This window comes from Lysobacter antibioticus, from assembly GCF_001442535.1.
Classification (GTDB): Bacteria; Pseudomonadota; Gammaproteobacteria; order Xanthomonadales; family Xanthomonadaceae; genus Lysobacter; species Lysobacter antibioticus.
In genome coordinates this window covers 2,563,528-2,583,322 of the sequence record NZ_CP013141.1, presented here as the reverse complement: position 1 = coordinate 2,583,322, position 19,795 = coordinate 2,563,528, and the positions used below count along the sequence as shown (strand labels likewise).

The 19,795-nt window shown below is 66.2% G+C and carries 13 protein-coding genes (1 of these 13 cut by a window edge); 10 read left to right on the top strand and 3 right to left on the bottom strand.

Translation table 11 applies throughout. The features are described from left to right. Positions 1–149: 149 nt before the first annotated feature. Together GLA29479_RS10485 and GLA29479_RS10480 are read right to left on the bottom strand one after the other, a co-directional pair. A complete protein-coding gene (locus tag GLA29479_RS10485; protein WP_051885243.1) occupies positions 150–476 on the bottom strand; it encodes an antibiotic biosynthesis monooxygenase family protein in 327 nt (108 codons plus the stop codon). Between the two features lie 777 nt (positions 477–1,253). Continuing rightward, positions 1,254–2,279, bottom strand: coding sequence for a methyltransferase (locus tag GLA29479_RS10480; RefSeq protein ID WP_057971526.1), 1,026 nt, complete (start codon positions 2,277–2,279; stop codon positions 1,254–1,256). A gap of 634 nt (positions 2,280–2,913) precedes the next feature. Between GLA29479_RS10480 and GLA29479_RS10475 the strand changes: the two genes are divergently transcribed. From GLA29479_RS10475 to GLA29479_RS10445, 7 genes are all read left to right on the top strand, one after another. Then, entirely contained in the window at positions 2,914–4,320 is a 1,407-nt protein-coding gene (locus GLA29479_RS10475) for a class II 3-deoxy-7-phosphoheptulonate synthase (RefSeq protein ID WP_248842830.1), read from the top strand. A gap of 219 nt (positions 4,321–4,539) precedes the next feature. Further along, the gene (locus tag GLA29479_RS10470) at positions 4,540–5,166 is read left to right on the top strand and encodes an isochorismatase family protein (RefSeq protein WP_057918506.1); all 627 of its coding nucleotides are present in this window, start codon (positions 4,540–4,542) and stop codon (positions 5,164–5,166) included. Then, positions 5,163–7,034, top strand: coding sequence for an anthranilate synthase family protein (locus tag GLA29479_RS10465; RefSeq protein WP_057918505.1), 1,872 nt, complete (start codon positions 5,163–5,165; stop codon positions 7,032–7,034). Before GLA29479_RS10470 ends, GLA29479_RS10465 begins: the two co-directional genes overlap by 4 nt. Beyond that, positions 7,031–7,369 carry a hypothetical protein gene (locus GLA29479_RS10460; protein WP_036147925.1) on the top strand — a complete coding sequence of 113 codons (339 nt, stop codon included), beginning with the start codon at positions 7,031–7,033 and terminating at the stop codon, positions 7,367–7,369. The genes GLA29479_RS10465 and GLA29479_RS10460 overlap by 4 nt, the downstream gene beginning before the upstream one ends. Before the next feature lie 253 nt (positions 7,370–7,622). Beyond that, complete coding sequence (locus tag GLA29479_RS10455; protein WP_057918504.1) at positions 7,623–8,252, top strand: pyridoxal 5'-phosphate synthase; 630 nt, start codon at positions 7,623–7,625, stop codon at positions 8,250–8,252. Positions 8,253–8,265: 13 nt separating this feature from the next. After that, on the top strand, positions 8,266–9,120 hold the full coding sequence (locus tag GLA29479_RS10450) for a PhzF family phenazine biosynthesis protein (protein ID WP_057918503.1): 855 nt from the start codon (positions 8,266–8,268) through the stop codon (positions 9,118–9,120). A 69-nt stretch (positions 9,121–9,189) separates the two neighbouring features. Further along, positions 9,190–9,681 carry a PhzA/PhzB family protein gene (locus GLA29479_RS10445; RefSeq protein WP_057920114.1) on the top strand — a complete coding sequence of 164 codons (492 nt, stop codon included), beginning with the start codon at positions 9,190–9,192 and terminating at the stop codon, positions 9,679–9,681. Between the two features lie 293 nt (positions 9,682–9,974). On the opposite strand, the gene GLA29479_RS10440 is transcribed toward GLA29479_RS10445, so the two are convergent. Beyond that, positions 9,975–12,914, bottom strand: a complete 2,940-nt coding sequence (locus GLA29479_RS10440; RefSeq protein WP_057918502.1) for a winged helix-turn-helix domain-containing protein — start codon at positions 12,912–12,914, stop codon at positions 9,975–9,977. 307 nt (positions 12,915–13,221) lie between these two features. Between GLA29479_RS10440 and GLA29479_RS10435 the strand changes: the two genes are divergently transcribed. The 3 genes from GLA29479_RS10435 to GLA29479_RS10425 all read left to right on the top strand — a co-directional run. After that, entirely contained in the window at positions 13,222–15,333 is a 2,112-nt protein-coding gene (locus tag GLA29479_RS10435; RefSeq protein WP_057918501.1) for a S8 family serine peptidase, read from the top strand. 459 nt (positions 15,334–15,792) lie between these two features. Beyond that, a complete protein-coding gene (locus GLA29479_RS10430; RefSeq protein ID WP_057918500.1) occupies positions 15,793–17,907 on the top strand; it encodes a S8 family serine peptidase in 2,115 nt (704 codons plus the stop codon). A gap of 691 nt (positions 17,908–18,598) precedes the next feature. Beyond that, positions 18,599–19,795 carry the 5' portion of an ESPR-type extended signal peptide-containing protein gene (locus GLA29479_RS10425; RefSeq protein WP_057971524.1) on the top strand. It continues 24 nt past the right edge of the window, so only the first 1,197 of its 1,221 coding nucleotides appear in the window; the start codon lies at positions 18,599–18,601; its stop codon lies off the right edge, out of view.

The window sequence follows — 19,795 nt, the reverse complement described above, 5'->3', positions numbered from 1 at the left end:
AGCGGGTGCTGGACTGCAGACCTACCGAGCAGAGGGGCCGAGCCGCCCGCGAGAGCGTCCCGACCCCTCGTCACCTTCAACCCGTCGGCGGCGGTGCCGGGCTCACGACAGCGGGTCGTGCGCCAGGCCGCCGCGACGAGCGGCGCACATCAACGATGGACCGAAGCCACCGAGTAGACGTGCGGGGTGGCGCGCGCCAGTTCGGCGCTGCGCTTGCCGTAGTCCTGCGCGGCGGGGTCTTCGCGGGTGGCCTTGATGTCTTCGGCGCTGCGCCACTGAGCGTAGTTGACGACGCGGCTGCCATCCTTGCTGGCGAGGATGCTCACCGAGATGAAGCCGGGGCGATGGCGGATCACCTTGTCGGCGCCTTCGTTGAGAAGGTTGACCAGCTCCTGCTGCTTGGAGGGCTCGACGTCGAAAACGTTGATGAAGGTCACCGTGTCGTCGGCGCGGATTACCTGTTCGTTCTTGGCCATGATGTGATTCTCGTCTTTATTCCGGCGTGGACTACGCCGGTCGGTGGGGTCACGGCAGACTCGCCAGGGAGCGTTGCCGTGCATATCGAAGACCCTGTGTCCGCTTGTCGCGAGTGAAACTCGCAACCGGGCTTCGACCGATAAAGTAATGAGAGCCCATCACCGGCACATCTGTATTTTCTACGGATAGCGAATCGCGGCGAACGAATTTCGGCATTGAAGCGGCCATGACATTCGCTCAGAAATGCGACGTCGTGGTGAATGTGCCGAATAATCCGAATTCTCGTATCGCTCAGAACAGCCTTTAAAACAGCGGTATTCGATGATGCAATAGATAAACGGAAATCGGCCGGTAATCGATGCAAGTGTTATCTGTCATATAAACGAAGAGAATATCGTCATGACCTGTCGAGCCGCAGTTATGAGCGGCACGCGGTAGTCGCTTAAGAACGAGTGAAGCAGCGATGACGCATCGGTGACAGGCTCGCTTAAGACCGCGACCGATGATTGAGAGCGCAGCGATATGGGGGTAGGGGCGCGCGATGCGCGCGCAGCGCCACGGCCATGAGCCTGCGGTGGCGTTCGAAGCGGATAAAGAAAACGGCGGGCCTGCGCGGATCGATGCGGGCATCGCGGGGGTCGCAGGCCGAGCGTCGGCCGCGTCGTCGAGGACGGAGCACGGCCGCCGCTTTGAAGCTGAGACTGAGAAGACGTGCAGCCGGCCGCTCGCGCGACCGGCTGCATGATGATGGCCCGGTGCCGGGCCGGACGATGCGATCAGATGGGACGCGCTTCGACGATGCTCAAGCCGGATGCGGTCGGAAGGACGCGCTCCAGGGCGAAGCCCGATGCGGCGAACAGCGTCTTGAACTCGTCGGCGGTGCGTTCCTGGGCGCCGAGCAGGACCAGCATGTGCAGGTCGAGCCACTTGCCGAAGAAGGGTTCCTCGCCTTCGGGCAGCACCAGCTCGACGATCAGCAGCTTGCCGTGCGCCGGCATCGCGCGCCGGCAATTGCGCAGAATCTCGATGCTGCGCTGGTCGTCCCAATCGTGCAGCAGCAGCGACAGGATGTAGACGTCGCCGTCGGCGGGCACTTCGACGAAGAAGTCGCCGCCGACCGTGCCGCAACGATCGCCGACGCCGGCTTCGGCGAGGCGCTTGCCGGCGGCTTGGGCCACGTGCGGTTGATCGAACAGGATGCCGCGGGCCTCGGGCTGGCTGCGCAGGATCGCCGACAGCAGCGGGCCGTAACCGGCGCCGATGTCGATGACGGTCTTGAACGGCGAGAAGTCGTAAGCGTCGACCACGGCATGGGCGACCTGCTTGGTGTAGCCGGCCTGGGCCTCGTTGAAGACGCGGTCGGCCTCCGGGTGCTTGGCCAGATAGCCGAAGTAGCTGGTGCCGAACTCCTTCTCGAACGCGGTCTCGCCGGTCTGCACGTTGTGCAGCACGTCGGCCCAGGCGCGGTACTGCTCTTCGCCGTGCATGATCGCCTGCGGGCGCATCGAGTCCGGGGTGCCGCTGCGCAGCAACGCCGCCAGCGGGGTGATGCCGAAGATGCCCGGCTCGGTTTCGGTGAACACGCCGATGCTGGCGATGGTGCGCAGTACGCGCTTGAGCAACGGCGCCTTGGCGCCGGTCTTCGCCGCCAGCTCTTCGATCGGCTTCGGCGCGTCGGCGACCAGGTCGGCGATGCCGAGCTTGGCGGCGACGTAGAGCGATTGAGTCACCCAATAGCCGGTGATCATCTGCAGCAGGATCGACGACAAGGGTACGGCGCCGGCACGGATATTCTCAGTCATATGCACTCCTGGAGTGGTTATGCGCAAACAAGCGCGGATGGCACTGGCGAAGGGCGAATCGCCCAACCGGGATGGGATAGTCGATGCGACGCGCGCAGAGCCGCTCAGCCGTTGATTGAAACGCCGCAACAAGTCCGATGTATGACCGCCCCTGTGCACATCGGATTCGTTTTGATACTTCGCGGGCGCTTTCAAGGCGCGGTCCGGACAACGTCGGTGCGCTGATCAAAATAAAAAACGATAACGCTCACACTAAGCCGGAAACTGCGATGAAATTCCGGATATACCGCGCGATAAGTCTGCTCGGCGGCTGCAAATCTACATCGATCGCATCGGCGTAGGTTACGTACTTTCTACGGTTAAACCCTCATTTTTCATCTGATAATTTGCTCTCACTGCCGGAAGTCGCGAGCTGTATTCGAGCGAGGAAAGACGCGGTTCGAGCAGCGGGGTTTGTGGCATTCCATCGGCACGGATGGGGCGGCGGACGCGGCACGCACTCGATATACGGCGCGTCGCAATCGGCGCCGCGGCGTGCAGCGCCGGATACAGAAGCTCGCATGCGCAGATCGACGCGAATTGATCGCGTGCCGGCACTCAAACCTAGTGGGGAGACGAATCCATGTTTCGACCGTTGAGCGTAGTCAGAAACGAGGACGATTGGTCGCCGCAGACGTGGCAACAGCGTCCGGCGCAACAGCAGCCCCGATACGCGGCGGATGGGGAACTGGCGAAGGCGACCGACCGGCTGGCGCGATTGCCGCCGTTGGTGACCTCGCTGGAGGTGCTGAAACTGAAACGGGCGCTGGCCGAAGCGCAGGAAGGACGCCGCTTTCTGCTGCACGGCGGCGATTGCGCCGAGAGCTTCGTCGATTGCACCAGCGAGATCATCGCCAACCGCCTCAAGGTGTTGTTGCAGATGAGCATCGTCCTGGCGCACGGCCTGAAGCAGCCGGTGATCCGGGTCGGCCGTTTCGCCGGCCAGTACGCCAAGCCGCGATCCAGCGACGAGGAAGCGCGCGACGGCGTGTCGCTGCCGAGCTTCCGCGGCGACATCGTCAACGGCGCCGATTTCGACGAGGCCTCGCGCCGCCCCGACCCGAACCGCATGTTCGAGGCCTATGCCCACTCGGCGCTGACCTTGAACTTCACCCGCGCTATGGTCGATGGCGGCTTCGGCGACATCCATCATCCGGAGTACTGGAAACTCGATTGGGTAGAGCACTCGCCGCGCGCCATCGAATACAAGCGCGTGGTCGAGGAAATCGCCGACTCGCTGCGCTTCATGAAGACGGTCGGCGGGCAGTTCGTCGACAGCCGCATGCATACCGGCTTCTACACCTCGCACGAAGCCTTGCTGCTGCACTACGAGGCGGCCTTGACCCGGCGCGTGCCGCAACGCGGCGGTTGGTTCAATCTGTCGACGCATTTGCCCTGGATCGGCATGCGCACCGCCGCGCTGGACGGCGCCCACGTCGAGCTGTTCCGCGGCATCGGCAACCCGATCGCGGTGAAAGTCGGCCCGACCACCAAGCCCGACGAGTTGCTGCGCCTGATCGATGTGCTCAACCCCTACGAAGAGCCGGGTCGATTGACCCTGATCACGCGCATGGGCAAGAGCCGCATCGCCGAAGCCCTGCCGGGCCTGCTCAAGGCGGTGCGGCAGGCCGGGCGGCGGGTGCTGTGGGTCGCCGACCCGATGCACGGCAACACCGAGAGTGCGGGCAACGGCTACAAGACCCGTCGCTTCGACAACATCCGCGGCGAGCTGGACCTGGCTTTCGACATTCATGCCGCCGAAGGCACGCGCCTGGGCGGCGTGCATCTGGAGCTGACCGGCGAGGATGTCACCGAGTGCCTCGGCGGTGCTCGCGATCTGGCCGAGGCCGACCTCAGCCGCGCCTACAAGACCGCGGTCGATCCACGCCTGAACTACGAACAGTCCCTGGAGCTATCGATGCTGATCGTTTCCGCCAGCCGCGCCACGCCGTCGGCGCGTCCGATCGCGCCGCGCTTGCAGGCGATGGGCGGTTCGCTGTGAGGGCGCAGGGCGGTCGCGTCCCCGCGACCGCCCTGCGCAACAGATAGCAGGCGCTGCGCCAACCCGAACGCCGCGAACGACCGCCGTGTCCTCGCGTGCCGCGCCCGCTCGCCGCCGGCGGCGGCCGCGCGCGGGCTTCGAATCCCCAGTCGCGGCAGCGCTCGCTCCGCCGCGGCAACCGCCACGAAGGGTGTTACACCCGAGACGATGGAAGCAACCATGACCGGTATTCCCAAGATCCAGCCTTATGCGATGCCGACCTCCGCCCAGCTTCCCGCCAACATCGCGAGCTGGAAGATCGATCCCGATCGCGCGGTGCTGCTGGTGCACGACATGCAACGCTATTTCCTGCGTCCGATCCCGTCCGAAGGCCTGGGCTCGGTGTTGGTCAAGAACGCCGCTTCTATCCGCCGGCGCTGCCAGGCGCTTGGCATCCCGGTGGCCTACACCGCGCAACCCGGCGGAATGACGGCCGAGGAGCGCGGCCTGCTCAAGGATTTTTGGGGCAGCGGCATGCAGGTCGATCCGGTCGACCGCAACGTCGTCGACGAACTCAGCCCGATCGAGGGCGACTGGTCGCTGACCAAGTGGCGCTACAGCGCGTTCTGGAAGTCGGACCTGCTCAAGCGCATGCGCGAAGCCGGCCGCGACCAACTGATCATCTGCGGCGTCTACGCCCACATCGGCGTGCTGATGACCGCGGTCGAAGCGTTCTCCAACGATATCGAAACCTTCGTGGTCGGCGACGCCGTCGCCGATTTCTCCCTGGAACGTCACCTGATGGCGCTCGAGTACGCCGCGCGCTGCTGCGCCGTCGTGGTGACCTCGGAACAGGTGGCCGCATGACTACTCCATTGCTGCGCGACATCGTCGCGGGTAATACCGGCAAAGGCGCGTTCGCGTTGTTATTCCGTCCGCAGTCGGACGTCCAGGACATGCTGGACGTGTTCGCCGGCGAGATGGGCCAGTTCGATACGCTCGAATCGATTCCGCTCGCCGAGACGGGAACCGTCGGCGAGGAAGTGTTGGTACTGATTCCCTACGGACAATTGCGCGAGCGCGGTTTCGCGTCCGTCGACGATGGCCAGCGTCTGCAAGTCATGACGATCCATCAGCGTGAGCGCGTTTCCGTCGAAGAGGCCCTGAAGACCATCGCCGCGGCCCCGATCGAGCTGGCCGGCGGCGAGTTCGACATCGACGACGAGGCCTATGCCGACAAGGTGCGGCGGATCGTCGCCGACGAGATCGGCCGCGGCGAGGGCTCCAATTTCGTGCTCAAGCGGACCTTCATCGCCGACATCAGCGGCTACTCGCTGCGGGTCGCGCTGGCCGCGTTCCGCCGCCTGGTGCAGGAGGAAGTCGGCGCCTACTGGACCTTCATCGTCCACACCGGCGAGCGCACCTTCATCGGCGCCAGCCCCGAACGCCAGGTCAGCCTGCGCGACGGCGTGGCGACGATGAACCCGATCAGCGGTACCTATCGTTATCCGCCGTCGGGCCCGTCGCTGTCGGGGGTGATGGGTTTCCTCGCCGACGCCAAGGAGAAAGACGAGCTGTACATGGTGGTCGACGAGGAGCTGAAGATGATGGCCCACTTCTGCCCGCAGGGCGGCAAGGTGGTCGGCCCTTATCTGAAGGAAATGTCGCGGCTCGCCCACACCGAGTACTTCATCGAAGGGCGTACGACCAGCGACCCGCGCACCATCTTGCGCCATACCTTGCTCGCGCCGACCGTCACCGGCAGCCCGATCGAGAATGCCTGCCGGATCATCGCCCGCCACGAGCCGGAAGGCCGCGGCTACTACGGCGGCGTGGCGGCCCTGATCGGCCGCGATGCGAACGGCCAGGCGATGATGGATTCGGCGATCCTGATCCGCACCGCCGACATCGATGCCGGCGGGCGCATGCGCATCGGCGTCGGCGCGACCATCGTGCGCCATTCCGACCCGGCTTCGGAGGCCGCGGAAACCCGCGCCAAGGCCAAGGCCTTGCTGGCCGCGCTCGGCCACGGCCGCAAGTCCAGCTTCGGGCTCGACCCGGACGTGCAGGCGGCGTTGAAGCAGCGCAACGGCGGCATCGCCGATTTCTGGCTGTCCGATGCCGACGACCGCATCCGCATCGACCCGGCGCTGAGCGGACGCAAGGTGCTGATGGTCGACGCCGAGGACGCGTTCACCGCGATGCTGGCGCAGCAGCTCAAGTCGATCGGCCTGGACGTCACCATGTGCCGCTTCGACGAGCCGGCGCTGTTCAAGGGCGACTGGGACCTGGCGGTGATGGGCCCCGGCCCGGGCGACCCGCGCAATATGGACGACCCGCGCATCGCCAGCATCCGCCGGGCGATGAATCATCTGCTCGCCGAGAAGAAATCGTTCCTGGCGGTGTGCCTGAGCCACCAGATCCTGTGCCTGGAACTGGGCCTGGAGCTGATCCAGCGCGCCTCGCCGAACCAGGGCGTGCAGCGCGAGATCGATTTCTTCGGCAGCCCCGAGCTGGTCGGTTTCTACAACACCTATGTCGCCAAGTGCGACAGCAGCCAGTTCGCTCGCGGCGACCACAGCCTGATCGAGGTCAGCCGCGATGCCGAGTCGAACGAAGTGCACGCGCTGCGCGGCGCCAGCTTCGCCTCGATCCAGTTCCATGCCGAGTCGCTGCTGACCCACCGCGGCGTGGACATCATCGCTTCGAGCGTAAAGAGAGTGTTGACCACATGAAAACGACGATCAGTTGGTGGAACCTGGACAAATCGAGCCAGACCATAGAGTCGATGCGCGACTACCTGCGCGAAGAGGGCGTTGCGCCCTGGGAAGACGTGCGCGGCATGCATTCCAAGTTCTGGATATCCGACCCGGCCAACAACCTGTGGGGCGCGGTGGTGGTATGGGAATCGAGCGATGCGATGAGCCAGCCGCTGCCGCCGAACCGCGCGACCGAGCTGATCGGCTATCCGCCGAGCATGCGCACGACCTTCGACATGGAGGTGTTGATCGAGAACGGCCGCGCCGGCCCGTGGCTGGTCGGCGACGCGCTCGAGGAAGAGCACGCCTGAAACGCCGCTTCAAAGCGCATGGCCGAGCGTTCGGCCACCGGCGCAGCCGGGCAGCGCGCAGGGTTCGTCGGTGCAGGCGACGGACCGGTACGCGCGCCCGGCTGCGCCGGAACCGGCGCCGAGCGCGCCGGCAGCAACACGAGCAATCGCCGCGCCTGGCGTTCGGCGCGGGCATCGACGGCCATCGTCAGAGCGATCAGCGATGCGAGCGTCGATGCGAGCACGCAAGCCCCCATTCAACGGACGAACCGACATGAGTCAATTCAACAACACGCAAGCCCAGGCGATGGAGATTTCCATCTTCGACGTTCCCCCCGAGCTACCGATTCCGCTGCTACGCGAATGGTTCAACCAGGCTATCGACAATCGCGTGCGCGATCCCGGCACGCTGGCCCTGGCGACCACCGGCATCGACGGCCGCGCCTCCAACCGCATGGTCCATCTGCTCGAGATTACCGGCGATTCGCTGGTGTTCACTACCCATGCGAAAAGCCAGAAAGGCCGCGAAATCGCCTTCAACGGTTGGGCCTCGGGCGTGTTGTATTGGCGCGAGACGAAACAGCAGATCGTGTTGTCCGGCCCGATCGGGCCGTTGTCGGCCGCGGAGTCGGACCTGCTTTGGACCAAGCGGCCGCCCGAGGCCAATTCCATGTCGACCGTGTCGCGCCAGAGCGCCTTGCTGGAAGACGAGAAGGCGCTGCGTCTGCAGGCGCAGCGCCTGACCCGCTCGGCGATTCCGCTGGTGCGGCCGGAAGGCTGGCACGGCTATGCCCTGCGCCCGACCATCGTCGAGTTCTGGCAAGCCTCCGACGACCGGCTGCACAGCCGTTTGCGCTACGACGCCGCGCCGTCGGGCTGGACCCATCGCAGGCTTCAACCATAAGGATGTGCTGATCATGACGGCAGGCAAGTATGTAGTGGCCGATGTATTCACCGACCGGCCGCTGGAAGGCAACCCGGTCGCGGTGTTCACCAACGCGTTCGGCCTGGAAGCGGCGGACATGCAACGCATCGCGCGGGAGATGAATCTCTCCGAGACCACGTTCGTGTTTCCGCCCGGCGCCGACGGCGATTTCCACGTGCGTATCTTCACCCCGGTCAACGAACTTCCGTTCGCCGGTCACCCGACGCTCGGCACCGCCATCGTGCTCGGCGAGCAGTGCGATGCCGCCGGCTTCGGCCTGGAAACCGCGATGGGCACGGTGCCGTTCACCTTCCATCGCAACGACGACGGCAGCATCCTCACCGCGAGCATGCAGCAACCGATTCCGGCCTGGGAACCGTACGAACTCGCCGACGTATTGCTCGAAGGCCTGGGCCTGGCTTCGTCGACCTTACCGGTGGAGATCTACCGCAACGGCCCGCGCCACGTCTTCGTCGGCCTGCCGAGCATTCCGGCGTTGTCGGCGGTGAAACCCGACCTGCGCATCCTCGCCACCTTGCCCGACATGGCCGCGAACTGCTTTGCCGGCTCGGGCTCGCAATGGCGCATGCGCATGTTCTCGCCGGCTTATGGCGTGGCCGAGGACGCCGCGACCGGTTCGGCGGCCGGGCCGCTGGCCTTGCATCTGATCCGCCACGGCCAGCTCGGTTTCGGCCAGCCGATCGAGATTTGCCAGGGCGTCGAGATGGGCCGCCGCTCGGTGATGCATGCGGTGGTCGAAGGTTCGCTGGCGCAGATCGGGCCGATCCGCGTCTCCGGCAGCGCGACCGTGGTCGCGCGCGGCGAACTCACCCGCTGGAAAGCCTGAGGCCCCGCAGCCTGGGGTCCGCAAGCAGTTTGTACCGATCGACTCATGCCTTACACAGAGGACGGCATCATGATTGAACATGCATTCAAGACTCCCGAGGCCAGCAGCGACGACGATTTGCGTCGCAAGCACCGGGCGGTGGTCGAGGACTATATGAGCCGCAAGGGCGAGACGCGGCTGACCCGCTATCTGTTGTTCACGCCCGACGGCAGCGGCGGCCTGTGGACCAACGACACCGGCGAGCCGATCGTCTCGCGCGGCCACGAAGGTTTGAAGGCGCACGGCGCTTGGTCGCTGAAGTGCTTCCCGGATTGGGAATGGAAGAACGTGCAGATCTTCGAGACCCAGGACCCGAACCGCTTCTGGGTCGAGTGCGACGGCGAAGGGCAGATCCTGTTCCCCGGTTATCCGCCGGGCTACTACAGCAACCACTTCATCCATTCCTTCCTGCTGGAGAATGGAAAGATCAAGCAGAACCGCGAGTTCATGAACCCCTACCAGCAGATGCGCGCGCTCGGCATTCCGATTCCGGCGATCAAGCGCGAAGGCATTCCGGCTTGAGGTTGTTCGTTCCAGGGCGCCGTACGACGTAGCAACACCCAGCACCACGCAACATCGCGGTCGCCGTGACCGGGTTAAAGAAGTGGGCGGATGCCCGTGTGAACGGCGGTCGGAGAGCGGTTATTCGGGGGGATTCGCTTCGTCGTTGCGGCGAGAAGCGAATCCCCCTTTCCTCCCTTTTCGAAGGGGGAGAGCGGGACAGGCGGTGGGTATCGAGTCTTGCCTTCCTGCCTCGACCCGCGTGCCGGCCTGTGCCGGCGCGGCGCAAAACTGCGCCATCGAACACGCCTCGCTCAGGGCGACAGGGTATCCAGCGCCGGTTCGGCTGCGAGCTGTTGCGATTTCGGCTTCGACCAAAGCAGGCTCGCGCCGCGCATGCCGGTGCTGGCGGTCATGCTGTCGCGATGGGCGCGGCTGCAATCGCCGGCAACCACGCCATACGGCATCAGGCTGTGCAATTCCATTTGAGTCAGGCGATCGCCGTTGCGCTGAGCTTTCGCATGCAGCTCGGAGGCCAAGGCCGCCGCGCGCGGCCGATCGTCGGCGGCCAAGGCCGCGACGATGTCGAGCAGACTCAGACGGCTGATCAGCGGCCAGGCATCGGCGGGTATCTTGGCGCGGGCGTCGGCGCTCAGGCGCCGGCTCGCATCCCACTCGCCGCGCGCGGCGGCGTTTTCGGCCAGGCCGGTCTCGGCGCTGGCGACCAGCCACTGGTACTGCGCCGCGCGCAACAAGGGCAGGGCGCGCTGGTACAGCCGATCGGATTCGGCGAGGGCGCCGGTGCGCGTCAACAACGTGGCTATCTCGACCGCGGCCTCCGAGGCCACCGGCGAGTCGCCCAGGCCCGCCAGCACCGTTTGCGCGCGTCCCAGCAGCTCCGCCGCGGCTTCCTTGTCGCCGCCGAGCCATTCGGTGCGGGCGCGTCCGACCAGGGGCGAGACCTGATTGGACTGCTGCTCGGAGGCGCTGCAACGCAGCCAGTCGCTGCGCGCTCCCTGCAGATCGCCCAGCGGCAGCCGGGCCTCGGCGCGCAAACAGCCGATGCGGGCGCGCGATTCGCCGGCGTCGCCCGGCGGAAGCTTGGCCAGCGCGCGCTCGGCGCCGTCCAACACCGCGACCGCGTACTCGTAGCGGCCGTGGATCGAACTCAGCGCCGCGTCGAAATGCGCCAGGTCGATTTCCCAGCGCCCCTGCAAGCCGGCCTTGCGCAACTGGCGCAAGCGTTCGTCGGCGCTGTCCAGGCGGGCGCCGACGATGTCCTCGACCAGCAGGGCCATCGCGAGCCGGTTGCCGATCAGGACATCGCCCGAATCGCGGGTGACCATCAGCGCTTCTTCGAGCAGCTTGCGATAACCGGGCCAGTCGCCGGCGTTGTAGTGCTGGCCGGCAGCGCGCGCGAGGATGTCGATCTCGAGCCGGCGATAGCCGCCTGCGCGGGCCTGCGCCAACAGGGTCTGCATGCGCGCGGCCGAGTCTTCGCCGGGTGCGGCGGTGGTCTCGCCGAGGAAGCGCGCGTACAGCGCGCGGGTGCGGTTGCCGGCCGCTTCCAGTCGCTTGGCCGCCTGTTCGTACTGGCCGACGTCGGCGCGTTCCTTGTACTGCATGGTGTCGGCCACCGCGATCATCAGCAGGGCGTTGCCGTGTTCGAGTTCCCAGCCGGCGCCGGCTTCGCGGGTGATGCGCTCGGCGCGGCGCGCGTATTCGCGCATGCGCTCGGGGTCGCCCATCAGTTGGTGGATCTCGCTGATCAGCAGCAGGCGGGTGACCCGCGTGCCCATCGGCTTGCGCTCCCATTCCGGCGCCGACAGCCGCTTCAAAGCCTGCTGCAATTCGCCGGTCTGCGACAGCAACTGGGCGTACTGCAGGGCGTAGTTGGATTGCTCGGGATAACGCGCGACCAGTTTCGCGTATGCCTCGCGCGCTTGCTGATGGCGCTGCGGGTCCATCGCCAGGGCTTCGGCACGCATCGATTCGCCGACCTCGGCCGGCACCGGCCGGGCCGACTCGATCGCGATCTGCATTTGCTCGACCGCCGAACTGGCCTGGGCCAGGCGCGACCGCGCCCGGGCCAGCTGCATCCGCGCCAGGGCGAAGTTCGGCGCCTGGCGCACCACCTCGTTGGATATCGCCGCGGCGGCCATCCAGTCGCGCCGGTCGATGGCTTCGACCGCATCGGCGTAGCGGCGCGCGGCCGCCGCATCCAACGCCAACGCAGGCCAGGTGTCGGCGCGAGCCGGCACCAGCTTGGCCATGACGCGATGCGACAGCGTGTCGACCAAGGCCGGTGCCTGCGAGAGCGGTCCCTTGACCTCAAGGCGCTGTTCCTCGCCTCGCTCGTGAAAGCGCGCCCGTATCACCACTTGCGAGGCGTCGCCGGTCGCGGTGCCGGACGAAAGAAAGACCACCGTCGGCGAACTCGTCTCAGCGTCGGCGGCGAGGTCGGCCTCGGTCAGCAGGGTCACTTCCGGCAGGCTGCCCAGCTTCCAACGCAGCCATTCGCGCAGCAGTTTCACCGGCCAGCGCGCGGCATTTGCGCGGTCTTCCACTTCGATCAGGGCCACCGTCAACGGGCGCGCGCCGGCGGACGTGTCGGCGGACGTGGGATCGCGCAACCACAGCAGCGAGCCGGCGATGGCGACGATGGCCAGTACCGCGGCGGCCCAGGCGAGCGGACGCGCCCAGCGCTTCCAGCGTGGCGCCGCCGACGTACTTCGGCGTATTGCAGATTCCGGGGTGGGCCCGGGTTCGATCGCGGCGACCGTCGTCGGTGCGCGCGATTCCTCGGCCGGCCGCGCCTCGACGGCGTCGGGCAGTTCGACGCTGTCGCCGGTATCGGCCGACGCTGCGACAGCTGCTGCAGGTTCCGCCGGCGCCGGCAGCTCGGCGAACCACTCGATCGGACCGGGAGGCTCGAAGACGTAACCGCCTTTGGCGACGGTACGGATCCACGCCTTGCGCGGCTCGCCGAGCGCCTTGCGCAGCAGCCACATGTTCTGGGACAGGTTGGCGTCTTCGACCACCAAGCCCGGCCACAGCCGTGCGAACAGTTCGGCGCGGCCATGCAGGGTGTGCGGCTCGGCCATCAGCAGCACCAGCAAGTCGAACAGACGCTGCGGCAGCTCGACCTCGACTCCGTCGCAACAGACCCGGCGATAGCGCAGGTCGATCACGAGGTCGCCGGTTCGCAGATAGCGCGAATCGGGTGGCCAAGGCGGCGTGCGCGTGTCTGTCATCTAGGAGGAGCCTTAGCCGCTGTATGGAGTCGAGGCCGGCGCTGAATCGCCGGGCCGCACATCCTGCCGCATGCCTGCCGCCGGTCGCAGACGCCTGCGTGGGGGCGCGCTGCCCTATTAATGTGACAGCAATATCGTTTCAGAGCACAAATGAGAAAAAAGTGATCTCTCGTCAGAGGTCGAAGGCCATCGAAGCCCACTACACCTGAGACACCGGTCTCGCAGCGTCCGCCACCGACGAAGACCGGATAGCCCGCGAGTCCCTCCCAGGACTCGATATTCCGATAGCTCAGAGGGGATTCATTAGATGTCCACTGTATCGAACAACGGCATTCGCAAGAACGTACTGGCCACCGCCACGGTATTGGCGCTGTCCGCACTGGCCGCTCCGGCCTTCGCCGGGCAGGTCAACCTGGACGGCCTGCAAGCCGCGCAAGGCTACGACGGCTTCATCGTCAAGTATCGCAACGGGTCGGTCCAGCGCCAGGACAGCGCCAAGGTGGCGACCTCCCTCAGCCAGAGCCTGCGCGCCAAGGTCGCCGGCCGGCTGATCGCGATGAAGCACGTGCGTCGACTAGCGATCGGTTCCGACCTGGTGCGGGCCGACGGCAAGCTCGATCGCGTCGATGCCGAGGCCTTGATGCGGCAACTGGCTGCGGACCCGAACGTGGAGTCGGTGCAGGTCAATCGCCTGTGGACCCACACGATGGACCCCAACGACAGCCGTTACGGCGAGCAGTGGCACTATTCCGGCGTCAACGGCGCGCGCGTCAACACCGCCTGGGATCGCGCGACCGGCGCCGGCACCGTGGTCGCGGTCGTCGATACCGGCATCGTCCCGCACGCCGAACTCAACGGTAACAACAACCTTTTGCCTGGCTACGACTTCGTCAGCGATGCCGCGCGTGCGCGCGACGGCAACGGCCGCGATAACAATCCCAACGACGAAGGCGACTGGTTCGGGAACGGCGAATGCGGCCTGGGCTCGCAGAAGCGCGACTCCAGCTGGCACGGCAGTCACGTCGCCGGCACCGTCGCCGCGGCGACCAACAATGCCGCAGGCGTGGCGGGCGTCGCGCATGGCGCTCGCATCGTCCCGGTCCGCGTGCTGGCCAAATGCGGCGGCAGCACCGCCGATATCGCCGATGGCATCGTCTGGGCCGCCGGCGGTGCGGTCAACGGAGTGCCCGCCAACGCCAACCCGGCCGAGGTCATCAACCTGAGCCTGGGCGGCGCGTCCGCGCAATGCGATGCGGCGTATCAGGATGCGATCGACAAGGCCGTCGCGCGCGGCGCGACGGTGGTGGTCGCCGCCGGCAACAGCAACAGGGACGTATCCGGTTTCACGCCGGCCAACTGCAACAACGTCGTTGCGGTCGCCGCGACGGACCGCAACGGCGATCGCGCCTTCTATTCGAACTACGGCGCGACGATGGACATTGCCGCTCCGGGCGGCGAGACCTGTACCCCGAATGTCCGTTTCCTGGCGCTCGGACAGCAGCCGTACTGCGACGTCAACCACGAAGAGCAGGGCGTGCTCTCGCTCGGTAACACCGGCCTTACCGTGCAGGCCGCGGCCGACTACACCTTCATGCAGGGCACTTCGATGGCGGCCCCGCATGTGGCCGGCGTGGTCGCGCTGATGCAGTCGGCCGTCGCAGCCCCGTTGACCCCGGCGCAGGTGGAGCGGGCCTTGAAGGATTCCAGCCGTGCGATAGCGGCGGCGAATTGCCCGGGCGGCTGCGGTACCGGCCTGATCGACGCTAATGCCGCCGTCGTCGAGGCGATCCGGGTCGCAGGCGGTGGCGGCGGCAACGTCAACCCCGTCGCGAACTTCAGTTCCGCCGTCAACGGCCTGACCGCGACCTTCACCGACAGCTCGACCGACAGCGACGGCAGCATCGCCTCGCGCAGCTGGAACTTCGGCGACGGCACCGCGGCCTCGACCGCCACCAACCCCAGCCACACGTATGCGGCGGCCGGTACCTACAACGTCAGCCTGACCGTCACCGACAACGCCGGCGGCACCCACACCAAGACCGCCTCGGTCACGGTGACCGCCCCGGGCGGCGGCGTGCAGACCTACAGCAACGGCACCGACTACACCATCAACGACAACAGCACGGTGGAAAGCCCGATTACGGTGTCCGGCCGCAGCGGCAATGCACCGAGCAATGCGACGGTGACGGTGGCGATCGTGCACAGCTTCCGCGGCGACGTGCGCGTCGACCTGGTCGCGCCGGACGGTTCGACCTACCTGCTGAAGAACTACAACACCTACGACAGCGCCGACGACATCCGCGGCACCGTCACCCTGAACCTGTCGACCGAAACCTTGAACGGCACCTGGAAGCTGCGCGCACGCGACAACTACGTCAACGACACCGGCAAGATCGACAGCTGGAGCATCAAGTTCTGATCGACGCCTGATCGTCGATAGTCGGCAAAGACGAAACAGCCCCGGCCCCGGCCGGGGCTGTTTTGTTTCCGGCGGCCACGGACCGGGGTCAGGGCCCGCGGTCGCGGCACCGGTACAGGCACTGGCATTGGTACGGGTCGCAACCTCGGCTTTCCTCTCTTTGAAAGGGGCAGGGGATTTGCTCTCGCCAGCAAAACCGCGCAAAGGCACGCAAGCCTCGTCCCGGCGCCGCGCCGCCGCCCGCCGCACGCGGTTGCCGCAGCGCGGTCCCGCCCGTTCACCCGAAGAAAGCGACCGCCCCGCAACAAATGAGAAAAAAGAGATATCTCCTTAGAGGCCGATGCAGGCCCGATCCCCCTACATCTGAGACACCGGTCTCATGGCATCGCCCGCCGACGAAGACCGGACATCAGCGAGTCCGCCAGGACTCGATATTCCGATAGCTCAGAGGGGTTCCAGATGTCCACTGCATCGAACAACGCCATCCGCAAGAACGTACTGGCCGCGGCCACGGTATTGGCCCTGTCCGCCTTGGCCGCTCCGGCCTTCGCCGGTCAGGTCAACCTGGACGGCCTGCAGGCGCCGCAAGGCTACGACGGCTTCATCGTCAAGTATCGCAACGGCTCGCTACAGCGTCGCGACAGCGCCAAGGTGGCGACCTCTCTGCGCGAGGCCGTGCGCGCCAAGATCGCCGGCCGCCTGATCGCCATGAAGCACGTGCGCCGCCTCGCCATCGGTTCCGACCTGGTGCGCGCCGACGGCAAGCTCGACCGGGTCGACGCCGAGACGCTGATGCGGCAATTGGCCGCCGATCCGAATGTCGAGTCGGTGCAGGTCAACCGTGTGTGGAACCACACGATGGAACCGAACGACACCCGTTACGGCGAGCAGTGGCATTACTCCGGCGTCGCCGGCGCGCGCATCAACACCGCCTGGGATCGCGCGAACGGTGCCGGCACCGTCGTCGCGGTGATCGATACCGGCATCACCCCGCACGCCGAGCTCGCTGCCGCCAACAATCTGCTGCCCGGTTACGACTTCATCACCGACCCGATACGTTCGCGCGACAACGACGGTCGCGACAACAACCCCAACGACGAGGGCGACTGGCTGGAAGCCGACCGCCTGTGCGGCCCGCTGTCGCGAGCGAAGAACTCCAGCTGGCACGGCAGCCACGTCGCCGGCACCATCGGCGCGGCGACCAACAACGCCGCCGGCGTGGCCGGCGTGGCGCACGGCGCGCGCGTCGTCCCGGTCCGCGTGTTGGGCCGCTGCGGCGGCACCACCGTCGACATCGCCGATGCCATCGTCTGGGCCGCGGGCTTGCACGTCGATGGGGTGCCGGACAACCCGAATCCGGCCGAGATCATCAACCTGAGCCTGGGCGGCCCGACCTTGAACGGATGCGATGCGGCCTACCAGGCCGCCATCGACAGGGCTACCGGCGCTGGGGCCACGGTCGTGGTTGCGGCCGGCAACAGCAACATCGACGTGGCCGGTTTCACCCCGGCGAACTGCAACGGCGTCGTCGCCGTCGCGGCGACCGATCGCAACGGCGATCGCGCCTTCTATTCGAACTACGGCGGCACCATCGACGTCTCCGCGCCCGGCGGCGAAACCTGCAGCCCGAACCTGCGCTTCCTCGCGTTGGGGCAGGAGCCGTATTGCGATGTCAACCACGAGGCCCAGGGCGTGCTCTCGCTCGGCAATACCGGCCTGCGGGCACAGGATGCGGCAGGCTATAAGTTCAGCCAGGGCACCTCGATGGCGGCCCCGCACGTAGCCGGCATCGCCGCGCTGATGCAGTCGGCGGTGGCCGTGCCGCTGACCCCGGCGCAAGTGGAACAGGCCTTGAAAGATTCCAGTCGTGCGATCGCATTGGCGGCCTGCCCGGGCGGTTGCGGTACCGGCCTGGTCGACGCCAATGCCGCCGTCGTCGAGGCGGTCCGCATCGGCGGCGCGGCCGGCGGCAATATCAACCCGGTGGCGAACTTCAACAGCCAGGTCAACGGCCTGACCGTCGCCTTCACCGATGCTTCGACCGACAACGACGGCAACATCGTCGCGCGCAGCTGGAACTTCGGCGATGGCAGCGCGCTGTCGAGCGCCACCCATCCCACTCGCACCTACGCCGCGGCCGGCACCTACAACGTCAGTCTGACCGTCACCGACAACGCCGGGGCTACCCATACCAAGACCGCCTCGGTCACGGTGGCCGCGCCAGCCGGCGTGCAGACCTATAGCAATGCCGCCGACTACGCGATCAAGGACAACACCACGGTGGAAAGCCCGATCGCGGTCGCCGGCCGCGTCGGCATGGCGCCGAGCAATGCGACAGTGACGATAGCGATCGATCACAGCTACCGCGGCGATCTGCGCATCGATCTGGTCGCGCCGGACGGTACGACCTACTTGGTGAAGAACTACAACACCAGCGACAGTGCCGATGACGTCAGACTCTCGCAGGCTCTGAACCTGTCGACCGAGACCTTGAACGGTACCTGGAAGCTGCGAGTGCGCGACAATTACGTCAACGACATCGGCACGCTCGAAAGCTGGAGCGTCAAGTTCTGAGCGCAGCCGCGCTGAGCTATCCAGTACGGCGATTCAAGAAAGTCCCGGCTTCGGCCGGGACTTTTTTTTGGCGTATCCGAAATCCGGGGCGTGTCCGGCATACGCTCGGCTTGAGCCGCGGGCAGCCATCGATCTAGGCGGATCCTTCCATCCAGAAATCGTCATGAGGCTGCGGAGCTTGCATCCGGATCGCTCGCCCGGCGCATGCCGTTCTGTCCGAACCCGCGCTGCCGTGGCGAAGCGGCGAAGAAGATCGTTCTTCGGAACTCACAAAAAATAACCTTTTCTCACTTTCGCTCACGCATCGCGATCAGGCCCTGGATGATCGATGCCAAGTGCCGGTCGTTACGGGGGGCGGTTCGATATTTATGAATGTGCTTGCGGCGGACATTTCATTGGCGTAGAAAATCGCGAAGGGGATGCGGCCTTACTCACCCAGCCGAGGGATAAGCGTCGTGACATCGAATAGCGAAACCTGTCCGAATCTGCGCCTGCGCACTCGGTGCCTGGGCGGTCTGGCCAATGCGGTTTTCACTCCATCGGCCTATCTAGCCCGGCGCGCACCGCCGCGTCCATCCAGCTGACAGGGCGCTTCAGGCCTCACCCGACCTCGTTCGTAACCGAAGGCCGCCATAGCCGTAGCCGAGGCGCCCTCGATCGTCATAGACACACGGCAAACACGGAGACCACCATGAATCGCATTTTCCGCATCCTTTGGTCTAAGGCGCTGGGCGCCTGGGTGGTCGTTTCCGAACTCGCCACCTCCCGCGGCAAGAGCGGCGGTGGCGCGGATCGCCCTGTCGTCGTCGCCGCACTGGCGCTCGAACGCCGCCAGGTCGAAGGGCCTCCGCCGTGGTCGGCCTGGTCGCTGCGGCTGGGTGTGTTCGCGGCTTTGTTGTCGTTGTTCGCGCCAGCGCAGGCCGCGAATCGGTTCTGGGACCCCAACGGCACGGCAGTCGACCGCGGCGGCACCGGCACCTGGAACCTCAGTAGCGCGTTCTGGAGCCCCAACGGCGACGGCGTCAGCGGGCCTTACAGCGCATGGAACAACGCCGCGCTCGACGATGCCTTCTTCGGCGGCACCGCCGGCACCGTGACTCTGGGCGTGCCGATCACGGTCCACAACCTCACTTTCGACGTCAACGGCTACATACTCAATAGCAGCACTTTGACTCTCGGCGGCGTGACGCCGACCGTCACCGTCAACGGCGGCGCCAGCATCAGTACGACCATCAACTCGGTCATCGCCGGATCGGCGGGGTTGACCAAGGCGGGCACGGGCAATCTGTTCCTAAACGGCGTTAACACGTTTACCGGAAGCGTCAACGTCAACGCCGGCAGGCTGGCCGTCAATGGCAACTCGGCCCTCGGCAATATCGCCAATACCGTCAATATGGCCAACGGGACCCGCCTCGATGTCGGTTCGACAGGCGGTGGTCTGGCGGGGCGGACGGTGTCGCTCACCGGAGGTGTTTCGCTGTTCGGCGCCGGTGTCGGCAGCGGCTTCTTTACCGGCAGCGGCAACCCGCAGTTCAACGGCGTGGCGGTAAGCAACAACCTCAACAACTACACCGGCAGAACCAGCTTCTTTGGCGGGTCTGCGTCCAGCTTCACCTCCATTGCCGACCTGGGGGTGGCCAGCTCTCTGGGTGCGCCCACCACCGTCGCCAATGGCACGATCAGTCTCGGCTCTTCCGGCCAGACCAACGCCGTTCTCGATTACCTGGGCGACGGCGATAGCTCCAATCGCAATTGGCAGTTGGACCCGCCCGCCGGCCCGAGTGGCGAGGCAGCGTATCTGCGCAACCGCGGTAGCGGCACCCTGACCCTGACCGGCAATATCGCGATGGGCGGCGGTTCGGGAATCGCGTTGAGTTCGACGCGATCA

Bases quoted from the DNA above. Each gene is read 5' to 3' on its own strand.
- GLA29479_RS10445 (WP_057920114.1), top strand. From the start codon at position 9,190: ATGATTGAACATGCATTCAAGACTCCCGAGGCCAGCAGCGACGACGAT.
- GLA29479_RS10480 (WP_057971526.1), bottom strand. From the start codon at position 2,279: ATGACTGAGAATATCCGTGCCGGCGCCGTACCCTTGTCGTCGATCCTG.
- GLA29479_RS10450 (WP_057918503.1), top strand. From the start codon at position 8,266: ATGACGGCAGGCAAGTATGTAGTGGCCGATGTATTCACCGACCGGCCG.
- GLA29479_RS10470 (WP_057918506.1), top strand. From the start codon at position 4,540: ATGACCGGTATTCCCAAGATCCAGCCTTATGCGATGCCGACCTCCGCC.
- GLA29479_RS10435 (WP_057918501.1), top strand. From the start codon at position 13,222: ATGTCCACTGTATCGAACAACGGCATTCGCAAGAACGTACTGGCCACC.
- GLA29479_RS10455 (WP_057918504.1), top strand. From the start codon at position 7,623: ATGAGTCAATTCAACAACACGCAAGCCCAGGCGATGGAGATTTCCATC.
- GLA29479_RS10485 (WP_051885243.1), bottom strand. From the start codon at position 476: ATGGCCAAGAACGAACAGGTAATCCGCGCCGACGACACGGTGACCTTC.
- GLA29479_RS10465 (WP_057918505.1), top strand. From the start codon at position 5,163: ATGACTACTCCATTGCTGCGCGACATCGTCGCGGGTAATACCGGCAAA.
- GLA29479_RS10440 (WP_057918502.1), bottom strand. From the start codon at position 12,914: ATGACAGACACGCGCACGCCGCCTTGGCCACCCGATTCGCGCTATCTG.
- GLA29479_RS10460 (WP_036147925.1), top strand. From the start codon at position 7,031: ATGAAAACGACGATCAGTTGGTGGAACCTGGACAAATCGAGCCAGACC.
- GLA29479_RS10430 (WP_057918500.1), top strand. From the start codon at position 15,793: ATGTCCACTGCATCGAACAACGCCATCCGCAAGAACGTACTGGCCGCG.